The organism is Lysobacter sp. Root76 (assembly GCF_001428685.1).
Lineage (GTDB): Bacteria > Pseudomonadota > Gammaproteobacteria > Xanthomonadales > Xanthomonadaceae > Lysobacter.
This window is the reverse complement of sequence record NZ_LMIK01000001.1, coordinates 426,405-449,020: the sequence shown is the minus strand read 5'-3', so window position 1 is coordinate 449,020 and position 22,616 is coordinate 426,405. Positions and strand designations below refer to the sequence as shown.

The 22,616-nt window shown below is 68.8% G+C and carries 18 protein-coding genes; 8 read left to right on the top strand and 10 right to left on the bottom strand.

Annotated elements, in window-relative coordinates:
• The first annotated feature begins 220 nt into the window (after positions 1 to 220).
• The gene (locus tag ASE10_RS01780; RefSeq protein ID WP_200945809.1) at positions 221 to 1,927 is read left to right on the top strand and encodes an enoyl-CoA hydratase-related protein; all 1,707 of its coding nucleotides are present in this window, start codon (positions 221 to 223) and stop codon (positions 1,925 to 1,927) included.
• A 78-nt stretch (positions 1,928 to 2,005) separates the two neighbouring features.
• On the opposite strand, the gene ASE10_RS01775 is transcribed toward ASE10_RS01780, so the two are convergent.
• The 6 genes from ASE10_RS01775 to ccsA form a co-directional block, all read right to left on the bottom strand.
• Positions 2,006 to 3,568 (bottom strand): DHA2 family efflux MFS transporter permease subunit, encoded by a 1,563-nt coding sequence (locus ASE10_RS01775; protein WP_055900101.1) that lies wholly within the window; start codon positions 3,566 to 3,568, stop codon positions 2,006 to 2,008.
• Positions 3,569 to 3,716: 148 nt separating this feature from the next.
• Complete coding sequence (locus ASE10_RS01770; RefSeq protein ID WP_055900098.1) at positions 3,717 to 4,901, bottom strand: efflux RND transporter periplasmic adaptor subunit; 1,185 nt, start codon at positions 4,899 to 4,901, stop codon at positions 3,717 to 3,719.
• On the bottom strand, positions 4,898 to 6,421 hold the full coding sequence (locus tag ASE10_RS01765; RefSeq protein ID WP_055900095.1) for an efflux transporter outer membrane subunit: 1,524 nt from the start codon (positions 6,419 to 6,421) through the stop codon (positions 4,898 to 4,900). The genes ASE10_RS01770 and ASE10_RS01765 overlap by 4 nt, the downstream gene beginning before the upstream one ends.
• Positions 6,422 to 6,424: 3 nt before the next feature.
• Positions 6,425 to 6,880, bottom strand: coding sequence for a MarR family transcriptional regulator (locus ASE10_RS01760; RefSeq protein ID WP_055900092.1), 456 nt, complete (start codon positions 6,878 to 6,880; stop codon positions 6,425 to 6,427).
• Positions 6,881 to 7,043: 163 nt separating this feature from the next.
• A complete protein-coding gene (locus ASE10_RS01755) occupies positions 7,044 to 7,712 on the bottom strand; it encodes a CPBP family intramembrane glutamic endopeptidase (protein WP_056305613.1) in 669 nt (222 codons plus the stop codon).
• A 26-nt stretch (positions 7,713 to 7,738) separates the two neighbouring features.
• Positions 7,739 to 8,527: a cytochrome c biogenesis protein CcsA gene (gene ccsA, locus ASE10_RS01750; RefSeq protein WP_055900086.1), complete on the bottom strand. Its 789-nt coding sequence runs from the start codon at positions 8,525 to 8,527 to the stop codon at positions 7,739 to 7,741.
• Between the two features lie 152 nt (positions 8,528 to 8,679).
• On the opposite strand from ccsA, the gene ffh reads away from it, so the two are divergent.
• The 7 genes from ffh (at position 8,680) to ASE10_RS01715 (ending at position 15,014) form a co-directional block, all read left to right on the top strand.
• Positions 8,680 to 10,047, top strand: coding sequence for a signal recognition particle protein (gene ffh / locus ASE10_RS01745; RefSeq protein ID WP_055900082.1), 1,368 nt, complete (start codon positions 8,680 to 8,682; stop codon positions 10,045 to 10,047).
• Between the two features lie 695 nt (positions 10,048 to 10,742).
• On the top strand, positions 10,743 to 11,642 hold the full coding sequence (locus ASE10_RS01740) for a hypothetical protein (RefSeq protein ID WP_056305611.1): 900 nt from the start codon (positions 10,743 to 10,745) through the stop codon (positions 11,640 to 11,642).
• A 376-nt stretch (positions 11,643 to 12,018) separates the two neighbouring features.
• Positions 12,019 to 12,276 (top strand): 30S ribosomal protein S16, encoded by a 258-nt coding sequence (gene rpsP / locus ASE10_RS01735; RefSeq protein WP_055900076.1) that lies wholly within the window; start codon positions 12,019 to 12,021, stop codon positions 12,274 to 12,276.
• A 54-nt stretch (positions 12,277 to 12,330) separates the two neighbouring features.
• Positions 12,331 to 12,846: a ribosome maturation factor RimM gene (gene rimM, locus ASE10_RS01730; protein ID WP_055900073.1), complete on the top strand. Its 516-nt coding sequence runs from the start codon at positions 12,331 to 12,333 to the stop codon at positions 12,844 to 12,846.
• A 150-nt stretch (positions 12,847 to 12,996) separates the two neighbouring features.
• Positions 12,997 to 13,836: a tRNA (guanosine(37)-N1)-methyltransferase TrmD gene (trmD, locus tag ASE10_RS01725; protein WP_082559526.1), complete on the top strand. Its 840-nt coding sequence runs from the start codon at positions 12,997 to 12,999 to the stop codon at positions 13,834 to 13,836.
• A gap of 108 nt (positions 13,837 to 13,944) precedes the next feature.
• Positions 13,945 to 14,337 carry a 50S ribosomal protein L19 gene (gene rplS, locus ASE10_RS01720; protein WP_055900070.1) on the top strand — a complete coding sequence of 131 codons (393 nt, stop codon included), beginning with the start codon at positions 13,945 to 13,947 and terminating at the stop codon, positions 14,335 to 14,337.
• Positions 14,338 to 14,597: 260 nt separating this feature from the next.
• Positions 14,598 to 15,014, top strand: coding sequence for an RNA-binding S4 domain-containing protein (locus tag ASE10_RS01715; RefSeq protein WP_055900067.1), 417 nt, complete (start codon positions 14,598 to 14,600; stop codon positions 15,012 to 15,014).
• 372 nt (positions 15,015 to 15,386) lie between these two features.
• Here the strand turns inward: ASE10_RS01715 and ASE10_RS01710 are convergent, their stop codons facing one another.
• The 4 genes from ASE10_RS01710 to ASE10_RS19370 form a co-directional block, all read right to left on the bottom strand.
• A complete protein-coding gene (locus tag ASE10_RS01710) occupies positions 15,387 to 16,013 on the bottom strand; it encodes a DUF937 domain-containing protein (RefSeq protein WP_055900064.1) in 627 nt (208 codons plus the stop codon).
• Positions 16,014 to 16,509: 496 nt separating this feature from the next.
• Positions 16,510 to 18,690, bottom strand: coding sequence for a catalase/peroxidase HPI (katG, locus tag ASE10_RS01705; RefSeq protein WP_055900061.1), 2,181 nt, complete (start codon positions 18,688 to 18,690; stop codon positions 16,510 to 16,512).
• A 466-nt stretch (positions 18,691 to 19,156) separates the two neighbouring features.
• On the bottom strand, positions 19,157 to 21,772 hold the full coding sequence (gene mutS / locus ASE10_RS01700; RefSeq protein WP_055900058.1) for a DNA mismatch repair protein MutS: 2,616 nt from the start codon (positions 21,770 to 21,772) through the stop codon (positions 19,157 to 19,159).
• Positions 21,773 to 22,270: 498 nt separating this feature from the next.
• A complete protein-coding gene (locus tag ASE10_RS19370; protein ID WP_235565764.1) occupies positions 22,271 to 22,552 on the bottom strand; it encodes a hypothetical protein in 282 nt (93 codons plus the stop codon).
• Positions 22,553 to 22,616 lie beyond the last annotated feature (64 nt).

Genomic DNA, 22,616 nt, shown 5'->3' with positions numbered 1-22,616 from the left:
GGGTTGCCGCGCCGCCGCCGCCACGCCCGAACTCCCCATGGCCGGATGCACGAACGCGCGCTTGCGCCGGTTCGCGGCATCGGCTGAGCTTCAAGATCCGACCGCCGTCCAACTTTGACCGGTCCGGCTGCGACCATTCGCAGGAAATGTGACTAGGGAGCGAGTTTGTCCCTCGGCCTTGGCCGAGAGTGAATTCACACGGACGAACAAGGAATGTTCGATGGCACTGCGCATATTGCTGTTGTGCACGGCGTGCAATGGACTGTCGCAGCTGGCCGCATGCCGGCTGTCGGAACTGGGCCACGACGTCGTCATCCAGGTCGCGACCGACCCCGAAACCATGCAGCAGGCGGCGCAGCGCGAGCGCCCCGACCTGATCGTGGCGCCGATGCTGAAATCGGCGATCCCCGAGGCTGTCTGGAATCGCTATACCTGCCTGATCGTGCACCCCGGCATCGTCGGCGACCGCGGTCCGTCGTCGCTGGACTGGGCGATCCTGGAAGGCGAGCGCGAGTGGGGCGTGACCGTGCTGCAGGCCGCGGCGGAGATGGACGCCGGCGATATCTGGGCCAGCGCCGGTTTCGCCATGCGCGAGGTCGGCAAGAGCGAGCTCTACCGTCACGAAGTCGCGCAGGCGGCGATGCGTGCACTGCTGTCGGCGATCGATCGCTACGCCTCCGGTCTGTACCAGCCGCGCGCGCTCGACTATTGCGACGCCGAGGTGCGCGGACGTCTGCGCCCGTCGATGCGCGCGGCCGATCGCGCGGTCGACTGGGACCTGCCGAGCGCGACCATCCTGCGCCGCGTGCGCTGCGGCGACAGCACGCCGGGCGCGCGCGCGACGCTGGCCGGGCTGGCCTGCCAGCTCTACGGCGCCTGGCCGGAAGCGTTGCTACGCGGGCGTCCCGGCGAGCTGCTGGCGCAGCGCGAGGGCGCGGTCTGCGTCGCCAGCGGCGACGGCGCGCTGTGGCTCAGCCATCTGCGCGCCAAGGACGGGATCAAGTTGCCGGCGGCGCAGGTGCTGGGACCGCAACGCATGGCGCGCGTGCCCGAACTGCCTTTGGAGATCGACGCGCCGGAAGGCCCGGCGACCTGGCGCGACATCCGTTACCGCGAAGACGGCGACGTCGGCTATCTGCATTTCGATTTCTACAACGGCGCCATGTCGACCCGGCAGTGCGAGCGCCTGCGCGCGGCGTTCATGCATGCGCGCCAGCGCCCGACGCGGGTGATCGCGCTGATGGGCGGCACCGATGTCTGGAGCAACGGCATCCACCTCAACCAGATCGAGGCCGCGGACGATCCGGCCTTGGAATCGTGGCGCAACATCCTGGCGATGAACGCACTGGTGCGCGAAATCGCGATCACCGACAGTCACCGCGTGGTGTCGGCGATGCAGGGTAATGCCGGCGCCGGTGGGGTGGTGCTGGCGCTGGCCGCGGACGAGGTCTGGGCGCGCGGCGGCGTGGTCCTGAACCCGCACTACAAGGGCATGGGCGGCTTGTACGGTTCGGAGTACTGGACCTATCTGCTGCCGCGCCGGGTCGGCGCGGCGCGCGCGCAGGAACTCACCGAAAGCCTGCGACCGCTGACCAGCGAGCACGCGGCGCGCATCGGCCTGATCGACGCGGCGTTCGGCGAGGACGGCGAGGCCTTCCGCGCGGAGGTGGAGGCGCGCGCGCAGGCGCTGGCCGAGCCGGCGGCGTGGCGCAAGGCGTTGGGACTCAAGCGCCGCCGCCGTAGCAGCGACGAACGCCGCAAGCCGCTGGAGAGCTACGCGGCCGAGGAACTCAGCCACATGTACCGCAACTTCTTCGGCCCCGACCCGGCCTACCACGACGCCCGCCGGCGTTTCGTGCGCAAGGGCGCGCCCGTGCCCGCGAGCGAACCCGCGCGCGACCTGAGGGATTCGCGCGAGACCGCCTAGCGGTTCCGTGAGCGCGATCGACGCAAACGAAAAGGGCCGGGAAATCCCGGCCCTTCGTTCTTGCGCGTGTCGCCGCGCTTAGTGGCCGCCGCCCGCGGGCGCGCCGGCCTTGGCCTGGAACGGCGGCTTGGCGAACCATACGAACACGATCACCGACAAGAAGATCAAGCCGAGCAGGTGGAAGATCTCATTGAAGCCGATCTGCGCGGCTTGGTTGGAGATCATCCGCTCCAGCATCGCCGCGCCGGCCTGCAAGTTGCCGCCGCCCATGCGGGTGGCGGTCTCGATCAGGTTGGGATCGTAGGCCGAAAGCTTCTCTGTCAGGTGGGCATGGTGGACCGCGCCGCGTTCGGTCCAGGCGTACGTGGTCAGCGAGGCAGCGAAACTGCCGCCCAGGGTGCGCATGAAGGTCGCCAGGCCGGAGCCGGCGGCGATCTCGTGCGGCTGCAGGTCCGACAGCAGGATCTGCAGCACCGGCATGAAGAACAGCGCCACACCGAAGCCTTGGAACAACTGCACCATGGCGATGTGGTTGAAGTCGACGTCCAGGTTGAAGCCCGAACGCGCGAAGCTGGTCAGCGACATCGCGACGAAGGCCAGGGTGGCCAGCCAGCGCAGGTCGAACTTGTGCGCGTACTTGCCCACGAACGGCGTCAGCAGCACCGGTAGGATGCCGATGGGCGCGGTCGCAAAGCCGGCCCAGATCGCGGTGAAGCCCAGGTTGCGCTGCAGCCACAGCGGCACCAGGATGCCGACGGCGAAGAAGGCCGCGTAGGCGATCACCATGGCCGCGGTGCCGGCGGCGAAATTGCGGTGCCGGAACAGGCGCAGGTTGACGATCGGGTCCTTGTCGGTGAGCTCCCAGATCACGAACACCGCCAGCGCGATCGCCGACACGATCGCCAGGATCACGATCAGGTTGGAGCGGAACCAGTCCTCGTCGTTGCCCAGGTCCAGCAGGATCTGCAGCGCGCCGACGCCGATCACCAGGGTGATCAGGCCGACGTAGTCCATCTTCGGCTTTTCCAGCTTCTCCGGGCGGCCGCGCAGCTGGCTGCCGACCACCAGGCTGGCGAAGATGCCGATCGGGACGTTGATGAAGAAGATCCACTCCCAGCTGTAGTTGTCGGTGATCCAGCCGCCCAGGATCGGGCCGGCGATCGGCGCGACCACGGTGACCATCGCCAGCAGGGCGATCGCCTGTCCGCGTTTGTGTGGTGGATAGATCGAGATCAGCAGGGCCTGGGTGATCGGGTACATCGGGCCTGCGACGAAGCCCTGCAGCGCGCGCGCGGCCACCAGCAGGCCCATGCTGCTGGCCAGGCCGCACAGCAGGGACGCGATCACGAACAGGAAGGTCGCCCACACGAACAGCTTGCGTTCGCCGAAATGGCGGGTCAGCCAGCCGGTCAGCGGCAGCGCGATGGCGTTGCTGACCGCGAACGAGGTGATCACCCAGGTCGCCTGGTTGGCGCTGCCGCCGAGGTTGCCGGAGATGGTCGGCAGCGAGACGTTGGCGATGGTCAGGTCGAGCACCTGCATGAACGACGCCAGCGCGAGGCCGAGCGTGGTCAGCGGAATGTTCGGTGGCCGGAAGCCGGCTTGCGGGGCGGGCGCGGCTGCGGTGGCGGTGGCGGACATGGAACGGCCTTGAGAAGGAGTGGCGCGGCGTTCGTCGCTATCGGGCCGGCGCCGTCGTCAGCGGCGGCGTCGGGTGGCGGCTGGGCGAGGCCGCCCGGCGCGGTCGCGCCGGGCAGCGGAGGCGAGCGCGGAGCCGCGCTCGCTGCGCTCAGCCGTGACGGTTCGGCAGGTTGTCGTTGACGATCTTCTCGATCAGCGCGTCGGCGTCGGCGAGCTGCTTGGCGTAGGCATCGGTGCTCAGCACCGGCTTGACCGGCGTCGAGTTGGCCAGCATCGCGCCGTCCTGGCCGCGGATGTTGACGTCGACGTGCATGCTCAGGCCCAGGCGCAGCGGGTGCTCGACGACCTGCTTGCGGTCGACTTCGATGCGCACCGGCACGCGCTGCACGATCTTGATCCAGTTGCCGCTGGCGTTCTGCGCCGGCAGCAGGGCGAAGGCGCTGCCGGTGCCCATGCCGATCGCGGCGACCTTGCCGTCGTAGGTCACGTCGGAGCCGTACAGGTCGGAATGCAGTTCGACCGGCTGGCCGATGCGCATGCTGTTGAGCTGGGTTTCCTTGAAGTTGGCGTCGATCCAGACCTGTTCCAGCGGCACGATGGTCATCAGCGTCGAGCCCGGCTGCACGCGCTGGCCCAACTGCACGTTGCGCTTGGCGACGTAGCCGGACACCGGCGCGACGATCGCGGCGCGCTGCAGGTTGAGGTAGGCCTGGCGCAGTTGCGCGGCGGCGGCGGCGACCTGCGGCTGCTTGCCCAGGGTGGTGGCGTCGACCAGCGCACGGTTGCGCGACAGCGAGCCGCGCGAAGACGACAGCGTGGCCTCGGCGGCGGCGAGTTCGTCGCGGGCGTGGGCCAGTTCCTCGGCCGAGACCGCACCGCTGGCGACCAGGCCCTCGCGACGCTTCACGTCGGCGCGCGCCTTCTGCACCGCGACTTCGCGGGCGTTGAGGTCGGCCTGGCCGGCGTCGACCGCGCTGTACAGGCCGCGCACCTGGCGCACCGTGTTGGCGAGGTTGGCGACCGCCTGCTCGTAGGCGACCTGGGCGTCGTTGGGATCGAGCTGGACCAGCACCTGGCCGGCCGTCACCTTCATGCCGTCGTCGGCGCCGATGCTGACCACGGTGCCGACCGACTGCGGGGTGATGCTGACGATGTTGCCCTGGACATAGGCGTCGTCGGTGTCTTCATGCCAGCGCGCGACCAGCAGGTACCACGCGGTCCAGGCGATCGCGGCGATCACCACCACGGCCAGCAGGATGAGCAGGAACTTGCGGCGCTTGCCGTTGCTGGGCGCGACGGCGGCCGCGGCTTGCGGATTGATCTCGGTGGTCATGGCGTGGAGGCCTTGGCGGTATCGGAATTGGAGACAGTGGTGGAAGCGACGGTGGCGGGAGCGGTCAGTACGAGTCCGCCGCCGAGCGCGCGGTCGAGTTCGATCGACGCGCTCAGCCGCTGCGCGCGCAGCGCGGTGATCTGCTGGTCGAGCTGCAGCAGCGGACGCTGCGCGGCGAGCACGTCGAGCTGGGTGCCCAGGCCGCCGCGGTAGCGCGCCGTGGCCAACTGCCAGGCCGACTGCGCGGCGTCGCGCGCCTGCTGCGCGGAGACCAGCTGCGCGTCCAGCGAACGTGCGGCCTGCAGCGCATCGGCGACTTCGCGCAGGGCGCCGACCAGGCTCTGGTTGTAATTGGCGACGGCCAGATCGTAGTCGGCGTCGCTCTTGGCGAGCTGGTTGCGCAGGCGGCCGCCGTCGAAGATCGGCATGCTGATCGCGGGGCCGCCCTGCAGCAACAGCGCGTCGCTGCTGAACAGATCGGACAGGCCGCCGGAGGCCAGGCCGATCATGGCGCTGAGGTTCACGGTCGGATAGAAGTCGGCCTTGCTCGCGTCGATGCCGTGCGCGGCCGCTTCCACGCGCCAGCGCGCGGCGACCACGTCGGGGCGGTGGCCGAGCAGCTCGCTGGACGCGACCGCCGGGATCGCCGGCGCGGACGCGCTCAGCAGCGCCGGCTTGGCGATGCTCAGGCCGCGGTCCGGGCCCTTGCCCAGCAGCGCGGCGATCGCATTGCGGGTGGCGTCGATCTGCTGCTGCGCCGCTTGCGCCTGCTGTTCGGCGGCGGCGACCGTGCTTTCGGCGTTGCGGATCTGCAATTGATTGTCGAGGCCGGCCTTGACGCGCTGACGGCCGAGGCCGAGCAGGCGGCTGGCGCGTTCCTTCTCGGCGAGCGCGACGTCCTGCGCCGCGTGCGCCTGCGCCAGCGACACGTAGGCGCGAGCGATGTTCGACGACAGGGTCAGACGCGCGGCCTGGCCTTCGACTTCGGCGGCGCGGGCCTGGCCCAGGGCCGATTCCCAGCGCGCGCGGTGGCCGCCCCACAGGTCGGGGCTGTACTTGAAGCTCAGCGACAGCAGCTCGACGCCGCTGTAGTGGCCGCCCAGCGGTTCCGGAGCGACGGTTTCGGGGATGCGCACACCGGCGTATTGGGCGCTGGCGCCGACCGTGGGCTTGCGCGCGGCGTCGGCCAGGCCGGCCTGGGCGATCGCTTGGCGCACGCGCGCGTCGGCCGCGTCCAGGCCGGGCGTGCCGGCCAGGGCTTCGGCGATCAGGCCGTCGAGCTGCGGGTCGCCGAGCGCGGTCCACCAATCCTGTTTCGGGAAGGCGGCGTCCGATACCGCGTACGCGCCCAGGCTGCGCTGGCTTTCCAACGCATCGGCGTCGAGCGCGCGGCCTTCAGGGGACAGGCCGTGGGTACTGGCGCAGCCGGCCAGGATCAGCGCGGCGGCCAGGGCGGTGAGCAGGGGACGCAGGATGCGCCGCGGCGCGGCTGCGTTCGCTGTCGAGGCAGGAATGTTCATGGCTCAGGAACCAGAGGGAGTGAGGTTGTCGCGCACCTGTTCGAGCAGGCGCATCAGGGTATTGCGTTCGTCGTCGCTCATGCCGCTCAGGGCCTGCTCGCGCACGCGCTGGCCGCATTTGTTGATGTCTTGCCAGATCGCTATGCCGGCGTCGGTCAGCAGGATGTTGAGGGCGCGGCGATCGGTGGGGTCGGCGACGCGGGCGACGTAGCCGCGCGCTTCGAGCCGGTCGAGCAGGCGGGTCATCGCTCCGGGGTTGAGCTCGGCGGCGCGGGCCAGATCGGTCACGCCGGCGCTGCCGTCGGAGAGCTTCTTGAGGGTGATGTACTGGCTGAACGTGAGCTCGTGGCCGGCGGCAGCCAACTCGCGCTCCATCTGCGCCCACATCGCGTCGCGGACTTGACGGAACAGCAGGCCGAGGGTGGATCCGCTGCAGGCGGGGGCGGAGGAGGTTTTCATGGGGCGGCATATTGCTACCCCATGCAATAGTTGTCAATGCAAATATTGTTACGTCAATGTAATTCTGCGTCCTGGCGATCGCACGGGCGCGCGTCGCCATCCCCGGAACCGGGCGGTCCTGAATTTAATTCAACAAAATCAGTTGGATGCGTGGGTTCGGTGCTCAGGCCAGCGCCGCCAGGCCGATTACATCCAGGGCGAAATGGGCCAATACCAACGGCCACAGGCGGCCGGTACGGGCGTACCAGCCCGCGAAGATCAGCCCCATCGGCACGATCCCCAGCACCCCGGTCGAGCCCTGGTAGAGGTGGTAGGCGACCCGGATCGCGGTGCTGACGTGAATCGCCGGCCACAGGCCCCAGCGTTCGCGCAGGACCACGATCACGTAGGCGCAGACGAAGATTTCCTCGTAGAAACCATTTACCGCCGAGGCCGCCAGGATCGCGGTCCAACCCACGCCCGGCGACATCGCCGCCGGCTTGAGTTCGACCCCGCCCGACAGCGCCAGCACTGCCAGCACCTGGTAGGCGACGATGGACGCGGCCATCAGCACCAGCCCGGGCAAGACATCGTGCCTTTGCGGCGGCGGTCCGAAATGCGACAACGCCCAGCCGCGTGCGCGCAGGAACCAGGCCAGCGTCGCCAGCACCATCAGTTCGATGATCAGCACGCTCCACAGCGCGGCCGCGCTGAAGGTGAACGCCGCGTCGGTCTGCGCCGACGCGCCCGACAGCACGCTCTGCAGGCTCGACAGCAGGGCCCAGCCGAACGCCAGCCCGATCACCACCACGAACTCGCTGCGCGGCGACAGCGACCGGATCCAGTGCAGCATGGGGGGCGTTCCGAGCCGGGTGGGGGTCAGGTCCGCTGCAGGACCAGTTCGAGCACGAACTTGCTGCCGAAGAACGCCAGCACCAGCAGGCCCATCGCCGCCAGCGTCCAGCGCACCGCGATGCCGCCGCGCCAGCCGTAGCGCCAGCGGCCGATCAGCAGGCCGCCGAAGGCCAGCCACGACATCACGCTGAACACGGTCTTGTGCAGCAGGTGCTGGACCAGCAGGTTCTGGACGAACAGCAGGCCGGTCAACAGGGTCGCGGTCAGCAATACGAAGCCGACCGCGATGGTGCGGAACAGCAGCGTTTCCAGTTCCACCAGCGGCGGCAGCGCGCGCAGCCAGCCGTGGAACTCGCGCCGGCGCAGGGCGCGCTCCTGCAGCCACAGCATCAGCGCCAGCAGCGCCGCGATCGCCAGGGTCGCGTAGGCCAGCAGGGCCATCCAGGCGTGCAGTTGCAGGCGCCAGTCCAGCGGCTCGGCGACCACGTGGCCGTAGGCGTGGTAGCCGATCAGGGTCAGCGCGGCCAGCGGGAACACCACCACGCCCAGCGCCGCCATGCGCCCGGACGCTCCGACCACCGCGGTCAGCGCCGCCATGCCCAGCCCGACCAGCGACAGCGCGGCGAAGAAATGCATGTCGGCGCCGCCGGCCAGCTTCCAGGCCAGCAGGTGCGCGGCGCCGTGCAGCAGCACCGCCAGATCGGCCGGCAGCAGCCACAAGCGGGCGCTGCGCCCGCCGTCCTGGCGCACGGCCGCGACCAGCAGCCCGGTGGCGACCAGATAGAGTGCGACGGCGATGAGAACGATTGTCATCGCCGCAGTGTGGCATAGCGCGGTGCCGATCCGCAGCGGCCATCGTCCGCGCGGCCGCGCCGCGCCGGCCCGGCTATACTTCGCGGCCCCGACCGTTCCCCCAGGCGCGCCGCGCTCCGGCCCGCCGCGTCCAGCCCGCAGGTGCCTCACCCATGTTCGAATCCCTGACCCAACGCCTGTCCGGCACCATCGAGCGCCTGCGCGGCCGCGGCCGTCTGAGCGAGGAGAACATCCGCGAAGCCACCCGCGAGGTCCGCATCGCCCTGCTCGAGGCCGACGTCGCCCTGCCGGTGGTGCAGGCCCTGATCGAGCGCATCAAGGTGCGTGCGGTCGGCCAGGAAGTGCTGAAGTCGCTGACCCCGGGCCAGGCCCTGATCAAGGTCGTGCGCGACGAGCTGACCGCGGTCATGGGCTCGCAGGCCTCCGATCTCAACCTCAACGTGCCGGCGCCGGCGGTGATCCTGATGGCCGGCCTGCAGGGCGCGGGCAAGACCACCACCGTCGCCAAGCTCGCCAAGCACCTCAAGGAACGCCGCAAGAAGAAGGTCATGGTGGTGTCGGCCGACGTCTACCGCCCGGCCGCGATCGAGCAGCTCAAGACCCTGGCCGAACAGGTCGATGTGCTGTTCTTTCCGTCCAGCGCCGACCAGAAGCCCGAAGCCATCGTGCGCGCCGCGATCGACGACGCGCGCAAGTCCTACGCCGACGTGCTGATCGTCGACACCGCCGGCCGCACCAGCATCGACGACGCGATGATGGCCGAGATCAAGGCGCTGCACGCCGCGGTCGCGCCGGTCGAGACCCTGTTCGTGGTCGACTCGATGACCGGCCAGGACGCCGCGGTCACCGCCAAGCACTTCAGCGACGCGCTGCCGCTGACCGGCGTGGTCCTGACCAAGACCGACGGCGACGCGCGCGGCGGCGCCGCGCTGTCGGTGCGCTACGTCACCGGCCGCCCGATCAAGTTCATCGGCGTCGGCGAAAAGCCCGACGGCCTGGACGTGTTCCACCCCGATCGCGTCGCCAGCCGCATCCTCGACATGGGCGACGTGCTGTCGCTGGTCGAGCAGGTCGAGCAGCAGGTCGACAAGGACAAGGCGCAGAAGCTCGCCGAGAAGGTCGCCAAGGGCAAGAAGTTCGACCTCAACGACATGAAGGACCAGCTCGAGCAGATGCAGAACATGGGCGGCCTGCACGGGCTCATGGACAAGCTGCCGGGCATGGGTCAGATCCCGGACGCGGTCAAGAACCAGGTCACCGGCAAGGAAGTGCCGCGCATGGTCGCGATCATCAACTCGATGACCAAGAAGGAGCGCCGCAACCCAGCGCTGCTCAACGGCTCGCGCCGCGCCCGCATCGCCAAGGGCTCGGGCATGACCCCGGCCGACGTCAACAAGCTCATGAAGCAGTTCCAGCAGATGGAAAAGATGATGAGCAAGCTCTCCGGCGGCGGCATGAAGGGCTTGATGCGCGGCATGAAGGGCATGATGGGCGGACGCGGCGGCATGCCGTTCCGCTGATCGCTTCGGCGGCGCGGCATCACGACGAAACGGCGGCCGGTGGCCGCCGTTTTCGTTTGTCCGCCGGAAGGTTCTGCTGCCCATGAAGCGCGCGCCGGTCGCCGCTCATCGCAGCGCTCGTCGTCGCAGCGCTCGTCGTAGTTGCATCAGCGCGATCGCGGCTCCCACAGAAAGCGGCGCCCGCCCGCTTCGGGGTAGGAGCGGCGTAAGCCGCGACCCGATGCAGATCGCGCCCCGACATCTTCGTGGGCCTGGCCCGCGCGATCGCCGCAATGGCGGCGCCTATGGAATCGACACAAGCCGATTCGATACAGGTCGGATTCGATTCGACATAGGTCGGATTCTGGCCGCGGCCACGCCACCGCCTTCTGTGGGAGCGGCGTAAGCCGCGATCCGCTACAAGCCGAATCCCAACCGCATCGCCACCACGACACCGCCTCGTCCGCATAGGTACACCACACCCGTATCTCCCGCTGCGATTGCGCACACCGCGCGTCGCCCGATAGGCGGCGCGCGCCGTCTCGTCGAGGGAGACGCCGGAAGCCCATCCTGTTTCGGCAGCGCGATGCAGGACCGCATCGCAACGCAGAGTCCGCAGCGACTCGTCGCCGCCGCAGTCGCGCCGGTGCATTCGCCATAGGCCGAGCCGCCCCATTCCGGGGCGTGCCGGCCGCCCTCAAGGAGTGAACGAGCCCATGACGAAGTTCCACACGCAAGCCATTGCCGCCGCCCTCGCGTTCGCGGGCTTCCTCGCCGCGCCCGCGCAGGCGGCGACGATGTTCTCCACTTACAGCCAGCCCGGCGATCCGATCGGCGAAGGCCAGTCGGCGGTCTATACCGACAGCGACTCGACCCTGTCGCTGGATGCCGACGCGCGTTCGATCCGCCTCAGCGTGTCGCGCGGCGACGACAGCTGGTACGTCTCGCTGGGCGCGCCGCGCGAGCGCAAGTTCGAGGTCGGGCGTTATTACGACGCCGAAAACCCGACCCGCCGCACCGGTCGCGCGCCCTATGTCTATCTGGCCAGCAACGGCCGCCGTTGCGACGACGCCTGGGGCGAGATCCACATCCAGCAGTTGCAGCTGGACGCGGACGAGCGCGTGGTCGCGTTGGAGGCGACGGTACTGCAGCACTGCGACAGCGCCAGCGCACCGGTGCTGGCCGCAGTGATCCGCCACAACGTCGCGCCGCTGTCGCTGAAGATCGACAGCGACCCCGGCGACGTGGTCGGCGAGGGCCTGCAGAAGTCCTACTACGGCGATACCTCGGTGTTCGAACTCTGGGGCGGCGGGCAGTCGGCGATGCTCAACGTGCACGGCCAGCGCGACTACTGGCGGGCCAGCCTGTTCGCGCCTTACGGACAGATCTTGCAGGTCGGCACCTATCCCATCGGCGACGCCGCGCCGGCCGGCAGCGCCGTGTTCGTGTTCGAACGGCCCAGCCGTCCCTGCATGCGGGTCAGCAGCGGCACGCTGCAGATCCTGGCGGTCGAGTACGACCCGGACGGCGTCATCACCGCGCTGCATGCCGACTTCGTGCAGCACTGCGACGGCGCCGCCGAGGCGGTCCGCGGCACGATCCGCTACCGCGCCTGATCGGCTACGGATGAGGCCCTGCCAGGAAGGCGGGGCCGGCCAGGGAGGGCCGCGGCAAGGGCAGGGCGGTGGGCCAGGGAAGGCCCGCCGTCCCCGCTGTTGGGGGGCAGACGAAGGCGCCGGCGCCGGATCGGCTTTCGATGGGGTCCGAGGACGGGCGAGCCCATTCAGGCCCGGAAAGACCGGGCGACAGGAATCGAAGAGGGCGTTGAGGCCGGCAAGGAGGCCCCAAACCGCCGATCGAGGCGTCCGGAGCCCGCCCGGAGGCGCCTGGGCAAGGGGCCAGCCGGCCGGAGTTTGCCTAAGCCCTCGGATCCGCTACAATTTCCGGCTTACCTCGCCAATCCGGCGACTGGGCAACACAGGAACTGTAAAGATGGTCAAGATTCGCCTGACTCGTGGCGGCGCCAAGAAGCGTCCGTTCTACCACATCATCGTCACCGACAGCCGCAGCGCGCGCGACGGCCGCAACATCGAACGCCTGGGCTTCTACAACCCGGTCGCGATGGGCAACGAAAAGCGCGTCGAGCTCGACCTCGAGCGCGTCAAGCATTGGGTCAGCCAGGGCGCTCAGCTGACCGACAAGGTCGCCGCTCTGTACAAGCAGGCCGGCAAGGCCGCTCCGGCCGCCTAAGCCGTTTCGCCGCGCGCCCCGCGCGCGCGGCGACCGCCTCACGGCCGCATCAAGATGACCGAGACCACGCGCCGCATCCTGTTGGGCAGGGTGCTGAGCGCCTTCGGCGTGCGTGGCGAGCTCAAGCTCGAGTCCTGGACCGAGCCGCGCAGCGCCATCTTTCGCTACCAGCCCTGGATCGTGCGCGACCCGCAGGGCCGCGAGCGCGAACTGTCGGGCGTGCGTGGCCGCGAAAGCGGCAAATACCTGATCGCCAGCTTCCCCGATGTCGCCGACCGCGACGCGGTCGAAGCCTTGCGCGGCACCGAAATCTACGTCCCGCGTTCGGCGCTGCCGCCGCCCAGCGAGGGCGAGTACTACTGGGTCGACCTGGAAGGCCTGCGCGTGGCCACGGTCGACGGCGTCGACCTGGGCACCGTGTCGCATCTGTTCGCCACCGGCGCCAACGACGTGCTGGTCGCGCGCGACGACGAGCGCGAGCGCATGATTCCGTTCGTGATCCCCCAATACGTGGTGTCGGTCGACTTCGAGGCCGGACTGGTTACGGTCGACTGGGACCCCGAGTTCTAGGAGCGAGTCGGGGAGCGGGAAGCGAGCAGAAGCTTCCGGTCTCTACATTCGTTCGCAGGCTCCGGGCCGTTCCGCCGAATTCAGCCGAATTCAGCCCGATCGGCCGTACCTTTACGCTCGCCACTTACTCCTCGCCGCCCACTGCTGCCCATGCGCATCGATATCGTCAGCCTGTTCCCCGAATTCGTCGCCCAGTGCGCGGCCTTCGGCGTGGTCGGGCGCGCCGGCGAGCGCGGCCTGCTGTCGCTGCACGGCTGGAACCCGCGCGACTACGCCGAGGGCAATTACCGCCGCGTCGACGATCGCCCGTTCGGCGGCGGCCCCGGCATGGTGATGCTGATCGACCCGCTGCGCGCCAGCCTGCGCGCCGCGCGCGCGGCGGACCCGGCGCCGGCGCGGGTGATCTACCTCAGCCCGCAGGGCGCGCGCCTGACCCAGGCCAAGGTCCGCGAGCTGGCGCAATCCGAGCGCCTGATCCTGCTCTGCGGCCGCTACGAGGGCGTGGACGAGCGCCTGATCCGAGCCGAAGTGGACGAGGAGCTGTCGATCGGCGACTACGTCCTGTCCGGCGGCGAACTGGCCGCGGCGGTGGTGGTGGACGCGGTCGCGCGCTTGCGCGAGGGCGTGCTCAACGACGCCGAATCCGCGGTCCAGGACAGTTTCGAGGACGACGGCCTGCTCGACTGCCCGCATTACACCCGCCCGGTCGAGCACGAGCTGGGCCCGGTCCCGGAAGTGCTGATGTCCGGCAACCATGCCCGGATCGCGCGCTGGCGGCGCCAGCAGGCGCTGGGCCGGACCTCCGAGCGGCGCCCCGATTTGCTCGACGAAGCCGGCCTATCCAAGGACGATCGCGCCCTGTTGGCCGCATATCGCGCTGAAAGGGCGGCCACGGCCATCGTCGAGACGGGGCCGGATCGGGGCGAGGCCGGCGGCTCGGGCCCGGCGGCCCCGGCCGACGCGGCCCCGACTGAAGCGGCTAAGCCCTAGCCATGCAACGAAAAACGCCGTTATAATGCACGGCTTCATTTTGCTCCATCCATGCCATGACGCGGGTCCACGTGCACTCGCGCAACAACTAATCCAACAGGCCGTGCCATGAACAAGCCCTCGCTCAATACCCTGCTGCAGAATTTCGAAGCCGAACAGGTCCAGCGCCAGCTGCCGGACTTCGGCCCCGGCGACACCATCGTCGTCAACGTGAAGGTCAAGGAAGGCAACCGTGAACGCGTCCAGGCCTACGAAGGCGTGGTCATCGCGAAGAAGAACGGCGGCCTGAACTCCTCGTTCACCGTGCGCAAGATCTCGCACGGCTTCGGCGTCGAGCGCGTTTTCCAGACCCACAGCTCGATCATCGACTCGGTCGAAGTCAAGCGCCGCGGTAAGGTCCGCTCCGGCAAGCTGTACTACCTGCGTGGCCTGGAAGGCAAGAAGGCGCGCATCAAGGAAGACCTGGCCGCCTACGCGCGCGCCAAGAACGCCGCCGAGTAATTCCGCGTCGCGCGCACTGCGCGCAGCGCAAGAAACGGCCGCCGCGAGGCGGCCGTTTTCGTTTGCGACGCCCTGTTTGGGGCGTCGCATTTGCGATGCTGCGTTTGCGCTGCGATGCGCGGCAGCGAGCCGCCGCGCCCGCTTGTGATTCCGCAATCGCGGTCCTACGTTAGCCATGGGCGCGGCCTTCCTGTGCCCCAGCGCCCCCAACGCAGGAGCGAGCGCCCAACGCGCGAGACCCGATGAAAGCATCCACCGCAATGCCGACTTCCGCCGACACGGCCGCCGCATCCGCCAGCGTTCGCCTGGACCTGTGGCTGTGGGCAGCGCGTTTCTACAAGACCCGCAGCCTGGCCCGCAGCGCGGTCGAGACCGGCAAGGTCGACATCGGCGGCCAACGCGCCAAGGCCGCGCGCGCGGTGCGCGTCGGCGACGCGTTGCGCATCACGCGCGGCGAGGAACAGTTCGAAATCGGCGTGCTCGCGCTCAGCGATACCCGCGGCCCGGCCAGCGTGGCCCAGACCCTGTACGCCGAAACCGAGGCTTCGCGCGCCGCGCGCGAGGCCGCACGCGCGCTGCGCATGGCCGAACGCAACGGCTACCGCGCGCCGGAGACCAAACCCGACAAACGCGCGCGGCGTTTGATCCGCGCGCTGGGCGATATCGACGCGTTGTAGCGCGGGCGGGCCGGTTGCGACCGGCTCGCCCCACAGTCAGCGACGAGCCGCCCCTGCTTTGGGTAGGAGCGGCGTAAGCCGCGATCGGTGCCAGGTCGCCATTCGGGCCGATTGTGATTCCGATGCGATCGGCGATGTCCCGCTTGCCGGCTTTCGCCGTTACCGCGCTTGCGCATCGCGGCTCACGCCGCTCCCACAGAAAGCGACGAGCCGCCCCGGCTTTGGGTAGGGCCGGCGTAAGCCGCGAACCGATACCGACGGACTCACCCCTGTGGGAGCGGCGTAAGCCGCGATCGGTATCCGATCGAACCCCAAAACGACTGCGGCCGCGTCGAAACGCGGCCGCAGTGGCATCGAATGATCGGCTAAAGCTCAGCGATTGCCGCCGCCCAGCAGGCCGCCGCCGATCTTGAGCAGATCGCCCAGACCGAGCTGGCCATCGCCGTCCTGGTCCAGTACCGAGCCGAGCAGCCCGCCGGCGCTGCTGTCCTGCTGAATGCGCTGGTGTTCCTGGCCGAGCACGTCGCCCAGCGCCTGCGGCGAGGCCACGGCCTGACCGCCGCCGGAGAACATGCGCTGGGCCAGATACGACAGCACGATCGGGGCGAGGATCTTGAGCAGGGTGTTGGCCTGGCCGCCGCCGAGGCCGGTGGCCTGACCCAGGCCCTGGGCCGCGGTTTCCTGACGGCCGCCGAAGATGTGACCCAGGATGCCGGCACCGTCGGTCTGACGGCCGCCGCCGCCGCCGAGCACCGCACCCAGCACGCTGCCGATATCGAGACCGCCGGCGGCGCCGGCATGGTCGCGCTGCAGTGCGCCGAACAGCGCCTCGGCGCCCTGCGGCTGGCTGGCGTTGCGGCCGAGCGCGCCCAGCAGGAGCGGCAGCGCCGCCGACACCGCACCGGCGGTCTGCGACTGCGACAGGCCGAGCTGGCTGCTCATCTGTTCCAGCGGCTGACCCTGGAGTTGGCGGAGGAGGTCGTCGGTCAATGAGCTCATGGGGGAGTGTCCTTTGGGCAGTGGAAACCGATCCTAGCGCCGTTTCGCCCGACCGTGGTGACGCCGCGGCGCCGCTCGTCCGGTGCCGGCACATGCGGTCAGCGCGCGCGGCATACGAAAGCGGTATGCGCAGCGCCGTTTCGCGCTTGCGTGCATGCGACCGGGCCGTTCGTCCGCCCAATCGGTTCGAGGCCCGCGTGACCGGCCTGCCGTCTGGGGATCGTCGCTGAGGCCGGGGCGCAGCCGCACGCGCGGCTGCGATGGATTGCCGCCCTGCGCCTCGTCGGCGGCCTGGCATCTGCAGGACGACGATGACGACGAGACGGCGCTGCCGTCGGCGGCGTCGCGCCGGGCGCGAAGGACGCGAGCGACCGATCGCGGCGCGCCGCGAACAAAAAAAGACCCGGCGATCGCTCGCCGGGCCAGTCGTTGTCACACGGGAGTTACAGGGTAGGCCGGTGCGTGGGGCACACCGGCATTGATCAGCGGGCGACGATCACGCCGCGGCGAATCGGTCGAGGTTCATCACCTTGTCCCAGGCCGCGACGAAGTCCTTGACGAACTTCTCCCCGGCGTCCGAGCTTGCATAGACCTCGGCCAGCGCGCGCAGCTGCGAATGCGAGCCGAAGATCAGGTCGGCGCGGGTGGCGGTCCATTTGAGTTCGCCGGTCTTGCGGTCGCGCCCTTCGAAGGTCTCCTTGTCGGTATCCGAGGCCGTCTTCCACTGCGTGCTCATGTCGAGCAGGTTCACGAAGAAGTCGTTGCTCAGGGTGTCGGCGCGCTTGGTGAACACGCCGTGCCGGGTCTGCCCGACGTTGGTGTTCAGCACGCGCAGGCCGCCGACCAGCACCGTCATTTCCGGCGCGGTCAAAGTCAGCAGCTGCGCCTTGTCCACCAGCAGGGCTTCGGTCGACACCGCGAACTTGCTCTTGAGGTAGTTGCGGAAGCCGTCGGCGAGCGGTTCGAGCACGGCGAAGGAATGCTCGTCGGTCTGCGCCTGCGATGCGTCCGTGCGGCCCGGGCTGAAGGGCACCTTGACCGGATGGCCGGCGTTCTTTGCGGCCTGCTCGACGCCAGCGGCGCCGGCCAGCACGATCAGGTCGGCCAGCGACACCTTCTTGCCCCCGGTCTGCGCGGCGTTGAAGTCGTTGCGGATCTGCTCCAGCGCTGCCAGCACCTTGGCCAGTTGCGCGGGCTGATTGGCTTCCCAATCCTTCTGCGGGGCCAGGCGGATGCGCGCGCCGTTGGCGCCGCCGCGCTTGTCCGAACCGCGGAAGGTCGAGGCCGACGCCCATGCGGTCGACACCAGCTGCGAGATCGGCAGGCCGGTGGCCAGGATCTTGGCCTTGAGCGCGGCGATGTCCTGCTCATCGATCAGGGCGTGATCCACGGCGGGAACCGGGTCCTGCCAGATCAGCTCTTCGGCGGGAACTTCCGGGCCCAGGTAACGGGCGCGCGGGCCCATGTCGCGGTGGGTCAGCTTGAACCAGGCGCGTGCGAACGCATCGGCGAGCTGATCCGGGTTCTCCAGGAAGCGCCGCGAGATCTTTTCGTAAGCCGGGTCGAAGCGCAGCGACAGGTCCGTGGTCAGCATGGTCGGCTTATGCCGCTTGTTCGGGTCGAACGCGTCCGGAATCGCGTCGTCGGCGCCGTTCTTGGCGACCCACTGGTGCGCGCCGGCCGGGCTCTTGCTCAGTTCCCATTCGTGGCCGAACAGGCTTTCGAAGAAGTAGTGGCCCCATCGGGTCGGCGTGTTGGACCAGGTGACTTCCAGGCCGCTGGTAATCGCGTCGCCGGCGATGCCGCTGTTGAAGCTGCTGCGCCAGCCCAGGCCTTGTTGCTCGATATCGCCGCCTTCGGGCTCGCGTCCGACGTGCGACTCGGGGCCGGCGCCGTGGGTCTTGCCGAAGGTGTGGCCGCCGGCGATCAGGGCGACGGTTTCCTCGTCGTTCATCGCCATGCGCGCGAAGGTTTCGCGGATGTCCCTGGCCGCCGCGACCGGGTCCGGGTTGCCGTTCGGGCCCTGCGGATTGACGTAGATCAGGCCCATCTGCACGGCGCCCAGCGGATTTTCGAGCTCGCGGTCGCCGCTGTAGCGCTTGTCGCCCAGCCAGGTGGTTTCGGCGCCCCAGTACACGTCTTCTTCCGGCTCCCACACGTCGGCGCGGCCGCCGGCGAAACCGAAGGTCTTGAAGCCCATCGATTCCAGCGCGACGTTGCCGGTGAGGATCATCAGGTCGGCCCAGGAGATCTTGTTGCCGTACTTGCGCTTGATCGGCCACAGCAGGCGGCGCGCCTTGTCGAGGTTGCCGTTGTCCGGCCAGCTGTTGAGCGGTGCGAAGCGCTGCTGACCGGCGCCGGCGCCGCCGCGGCCGTCGGCGATGCGATAGGTGCCGGCGCTATGCCAGGCCATGCGGATGAACAAGGGACCGTAGTGGCCGAAGTCGGCGGGCCACCATTCCTGCGAGTCGGTCATCAGCGCGGTCAGGTCGCGCTTCACGGCGGCCAGGTCGAGGCTCTTGAAGGCCTCGGCGTAGTCGAAATCCGGGTCCATGGGATCGGACACGGGCGATTGCTGGTGCAGGATCTTCAGGTTGACCTGGTGCGGCCACCAGTCCCGGTTCGAGGTGCCGCCGCCGGCGGTGTGGTTGAACGGGCATTTCGCTTCGTTTGACATGGGTTTTCTGCCTTAGACGGTGTGGATCCAACGACCCGGTGCGATGAGGAGTACGGGGGATATCCGAACGGGCCCGAGGCTGGGCCGGCTCGGATCGGTACTTAGTGGGGCACCAGCTTTACGACCCGGCGATCGTGCTGAAGCGGCGCGGCGGTCGCGCCGTGGCGGTGGTCGGGAGCCGCGAATCGGCTCGGCTTGTCGTCGTCCTGCTGGCTCATGGGCTGGCACTCCGTGTCAGGGGTTAAGTCGCCCACCGACGATAGGCCGGGCCGATCGCCATGTGAAATCGATCCTTTCGACCTATCTGATAGGGCGAGGCTATGGAGCGGGTCGCGGCGGCTCGCTCGGAACCGCGCGCGCAGTTTGGGCACGGCGGTCTTACGCCGCCGTGATCGCTGCGGGCCGGGCCCGATCTAAATGTTCGCCAGCCGGCCGGGCCGCCCGCAGGCGGCCTCGGTCCGAGGGATCAGGTCAGCGCCTTGATCCGGTACAGCGCTTCCAGGGCCTGCTTGGGCGTCAGTTCGTCCGGGTCCACCGCGGCCAGCGCGTCCAGCGCCGCCGAGGACGGCGCGAACAGGCCGAACTGCTGCGGCTGGTCGAGCGCGGCCTGGGCGAAGGAAGGCATCGGCGCGTCGCGGCCCTGCTGCTCGAGTTCGATCAGGCGTCCGCGCGCCTGCTTGACCACCGACTTGGGCAGGCCCGCGAGCGCGGCGACCTGCAGGCCGAAGCTGCGGTCGGCCGGGCCGTCCTTGACCGCGTGCATGAACACCAGTTGCTCGCCGCCGTTCTTGTCGTGATGTTCGACCGCGTCCAGGTGCACGTTGGCGATGCCGCTGCCGGGCTCGGCGAGCGCGGTGAGTTCGAAGTAGTGGGTCGCGAACAGGGTGTAGGCGCGGTTGTGCTGGGCCAGGTGGCGCGCGCAGGCCTCGGCCAGGGCCAGGCCGTCGTAGGTCGAGGTGCCGCGGCCGATCTCGTCCATCAGCACCAGCGACTGGTCGCTGGCGTGGTGCAGGATGTAGCTGGTCTCGCTCATCTCGACCATGAAGGTCGATTGCCCGCGCGCCAGATCGTCGCCGGCGCCGATGCGGGTCAGGATGCGATCGATCGGGCCGAGGATCGCGCGCGTGGCCGGCACGAAACTGCCGATATGCGCGAGCAGCACGATCAGCGCGTTCTGGCGCATGTAGGTCGATTTACCGCCCATGTTGGGGCCGGTGATGACCAGCATGCGGCGGCCGTTGGCTTCGTCCAGGATCAGATCGTTGGGTTCGAAGGGCTCGCTGCGCACCGCCTCGACCACCGGATGGCGGCCGCGTTCGATGCGCAGGCCGGGCTCGTCGCGCAGTTCCGGCGGCGACCAGTCCAGCGCCTGTGCGCGCTCGGCGAAACCGCACAGCACGTCGAGCTCGGCCAGCGCCGCGGCGCAGCGCTTGAGCGGCGCCAGACGTTCGTTGAGCGTGTCCAGCAATTGTTCGTAGAGCAGGCGTTCGCGGCTGAGCGAGCGTTCGCGCGCCGACAGCACTTTGTCCTCGAACTGCTTGAGCTCCTCGGTGATGTAGCGCTCGGCGTTGCTCAGGGTCTGACGGCGGGTGTAATGGGTGGGCGCCTTCTCGGCCTGGGCCTTGCTGACTTCCAGGTAGTAGCCGTGGACGCGGTTGTAGCCGACCTTGAGAGTGGGGATGCCGCTGGCGATGCGTTCGCGCGCTTCCAGGTCGACCAGGAACTGATCGGCGTTGGTCGACAGCGTGCGCAACTCGTCGAGTTCGGCATCGAAGCCGGTCGCGAACACGCCGCCGTCGCGCGCCAGCACCGGCGGCTGGGTCACGATCGCCTGGGTCAGCAGCTGCGCGTGCTCGGCGTGTTCGCCCAGTTCGGCGGACAGTTCGCTCAACAACGGCGCGTCCAGCGGCGCCAGCAGGGCGCGCACGTCGGGCAGCAGGCACAGGCCGTCGCGCAGGGTCGACAAGTCGCGCGGGCGCGCGCTGCGCAGGGCGATGCGCGAGAGGATGCGTTCCAGATCGCCGAGCGCGCGGAAGCGTTCGCGTACGCCGTCGCCGGCGCGCGAGTCGATCAGGGTCGCGACCGCCTGGTGGCGCAGGCGCAGGGTGGGGCGGTCGCGCAACGGACGGTGCAGCCAGCGCCGCAGCAAGCGCCCGCCCATCGGCGTGACCGTGCTGTCGAGCACACCGAGCAGGGTGGTGCGGCTGTCGCCGTCGATGCGGCTGTCGAGTTCGAGGTGGCGACGGGTCGCGGCGTTCATCGCGATCGCGCCGTCGCCGGATTCGACCGCGATCGAGGTCAGGTGCGGCAGGCGCTGCTTCTGGGTTTCTTCGACATAGCCCAGCAGGGCAGCGGCGGCGGCGATCGCGAGCGGACGGTCTTCGAGGCCGAAACCGCTGAGGTCGTGCAGGCCGAAGAAACGCAGCAGCTGGCGGCGGCCGCTGTCGACGTCGAACAGCCACGGCGCGCGCCGGCGCAGGCCATTGCGTTCGGACACGAACGGCGCCCAGCCGTCCTCGTCGGCGATCAGGGTCTCGGCCGGTTCCAGGCGTGCGAGCTCGGCTTCGAGCGCGTCTTCGCTGGCGACTTCGTTGACCAGGAAACGGCCGCCGGCCAGATCGGCCCAGGCCACGCCGTAACCGTGCTTGCCGCGCGCGATGGTCAGCAGCAAGGTGTCGCGGCGTTCGTGCAGCAGGGCCTCGTCGGTAACCGTGCCCGGAGTGACGATGCGCACCACCTTGCGCTCGACGATGCCCTTGGCCAAGGCTGGGTCGCCGATCTGTTCGCAGATCGCGACCGACTCGCCCAGTGCGACCAGGCGCGCCAGATAGCCCTCGGCCGCATGGTGCGGCACGCCCGCCATCGGAATCGGCTGGCCGGCCGAGTTGCCGCGCTGGGTCAGGGTGATGTCGAGCAGCCGCGCCGCCTTGCGGGCGTCGTCGTAGAACAGTTCGTAGAAGTCGCCCATGCGGAAGAACAGCAGCACGTCCGGGTGCTCGGACTTGGCGGCGAAGAACTGGCGCATCAACGGCGTGTGCTCTTCGGAGCTCTTTCCAGTGCTGGGCTTTTGGACTTTATGCATTTGATTCAATGATTTATGGCTCTTGAGCTCAGCGGAGTATGGACAAATTTGGACAAGTGAGGGCAGATGGACACACCGGCCTGTAACGCCAGTGTGCCGCGGTGCGCCAACGTCCAGCCAGCAAGGCGGGCCTTGGAGCTACATATGGAAGGTAGGCCGTCCAGGAAGGTGGCACTCACGCCCATCATGATCAAGGAACAGCTCTCGTTCAGCCGCATCCCGGTCGTCGGCGCCACGGGCAAGATCGTTAATTTTGCCCCGAATACGGAGCAGAAGCGCTATGTGATCTTTGACAGTCACCGGGACGTCCCCGCGGGGTTCGGGGTGGCCGTAATCGAACCAACAGCGGATGCATGCCCCAGTGTCTCAGGGCCCATAAGGGCAATCCACCGCTATAGAGCCCGGGGTCTACGGGCTAAGACACGAGAAACCGACGATCCATCGCTGGATGGATACTGATCGCGGCTTGGAAGGTCAGTAGGCCTGTTTACCAAAAGCTCAGGGCACATCGCTCCGAGCTACCTTTTGATCCCATGCCGCGTCGTAGGTCTTCCAGTTCTTGATCAACCAGTCGCGGACTTTGGCGCGGCTGCGAACGTCCGACGGGAAATAGTCATGGATGAGCCATTCGAGCTTCAGGCCACTTCTTTTCTGCTTCCATTTCTGCGCTTCGGCGAACCGGTTGATGAAGCGAGCACCTCGTAGCCCTCTCGCCGCCTCAGCAGAGCGGAATCGGGGTTGCCTGTGAGGCGAGGGTCGTCGCCTTTCAGTGCCGTCCATGAGTAGTCATACGGCAGGTCGTTTTCTGGAGCAGGGTGCTCGAAGATACTTCCTTGGGTTGAGT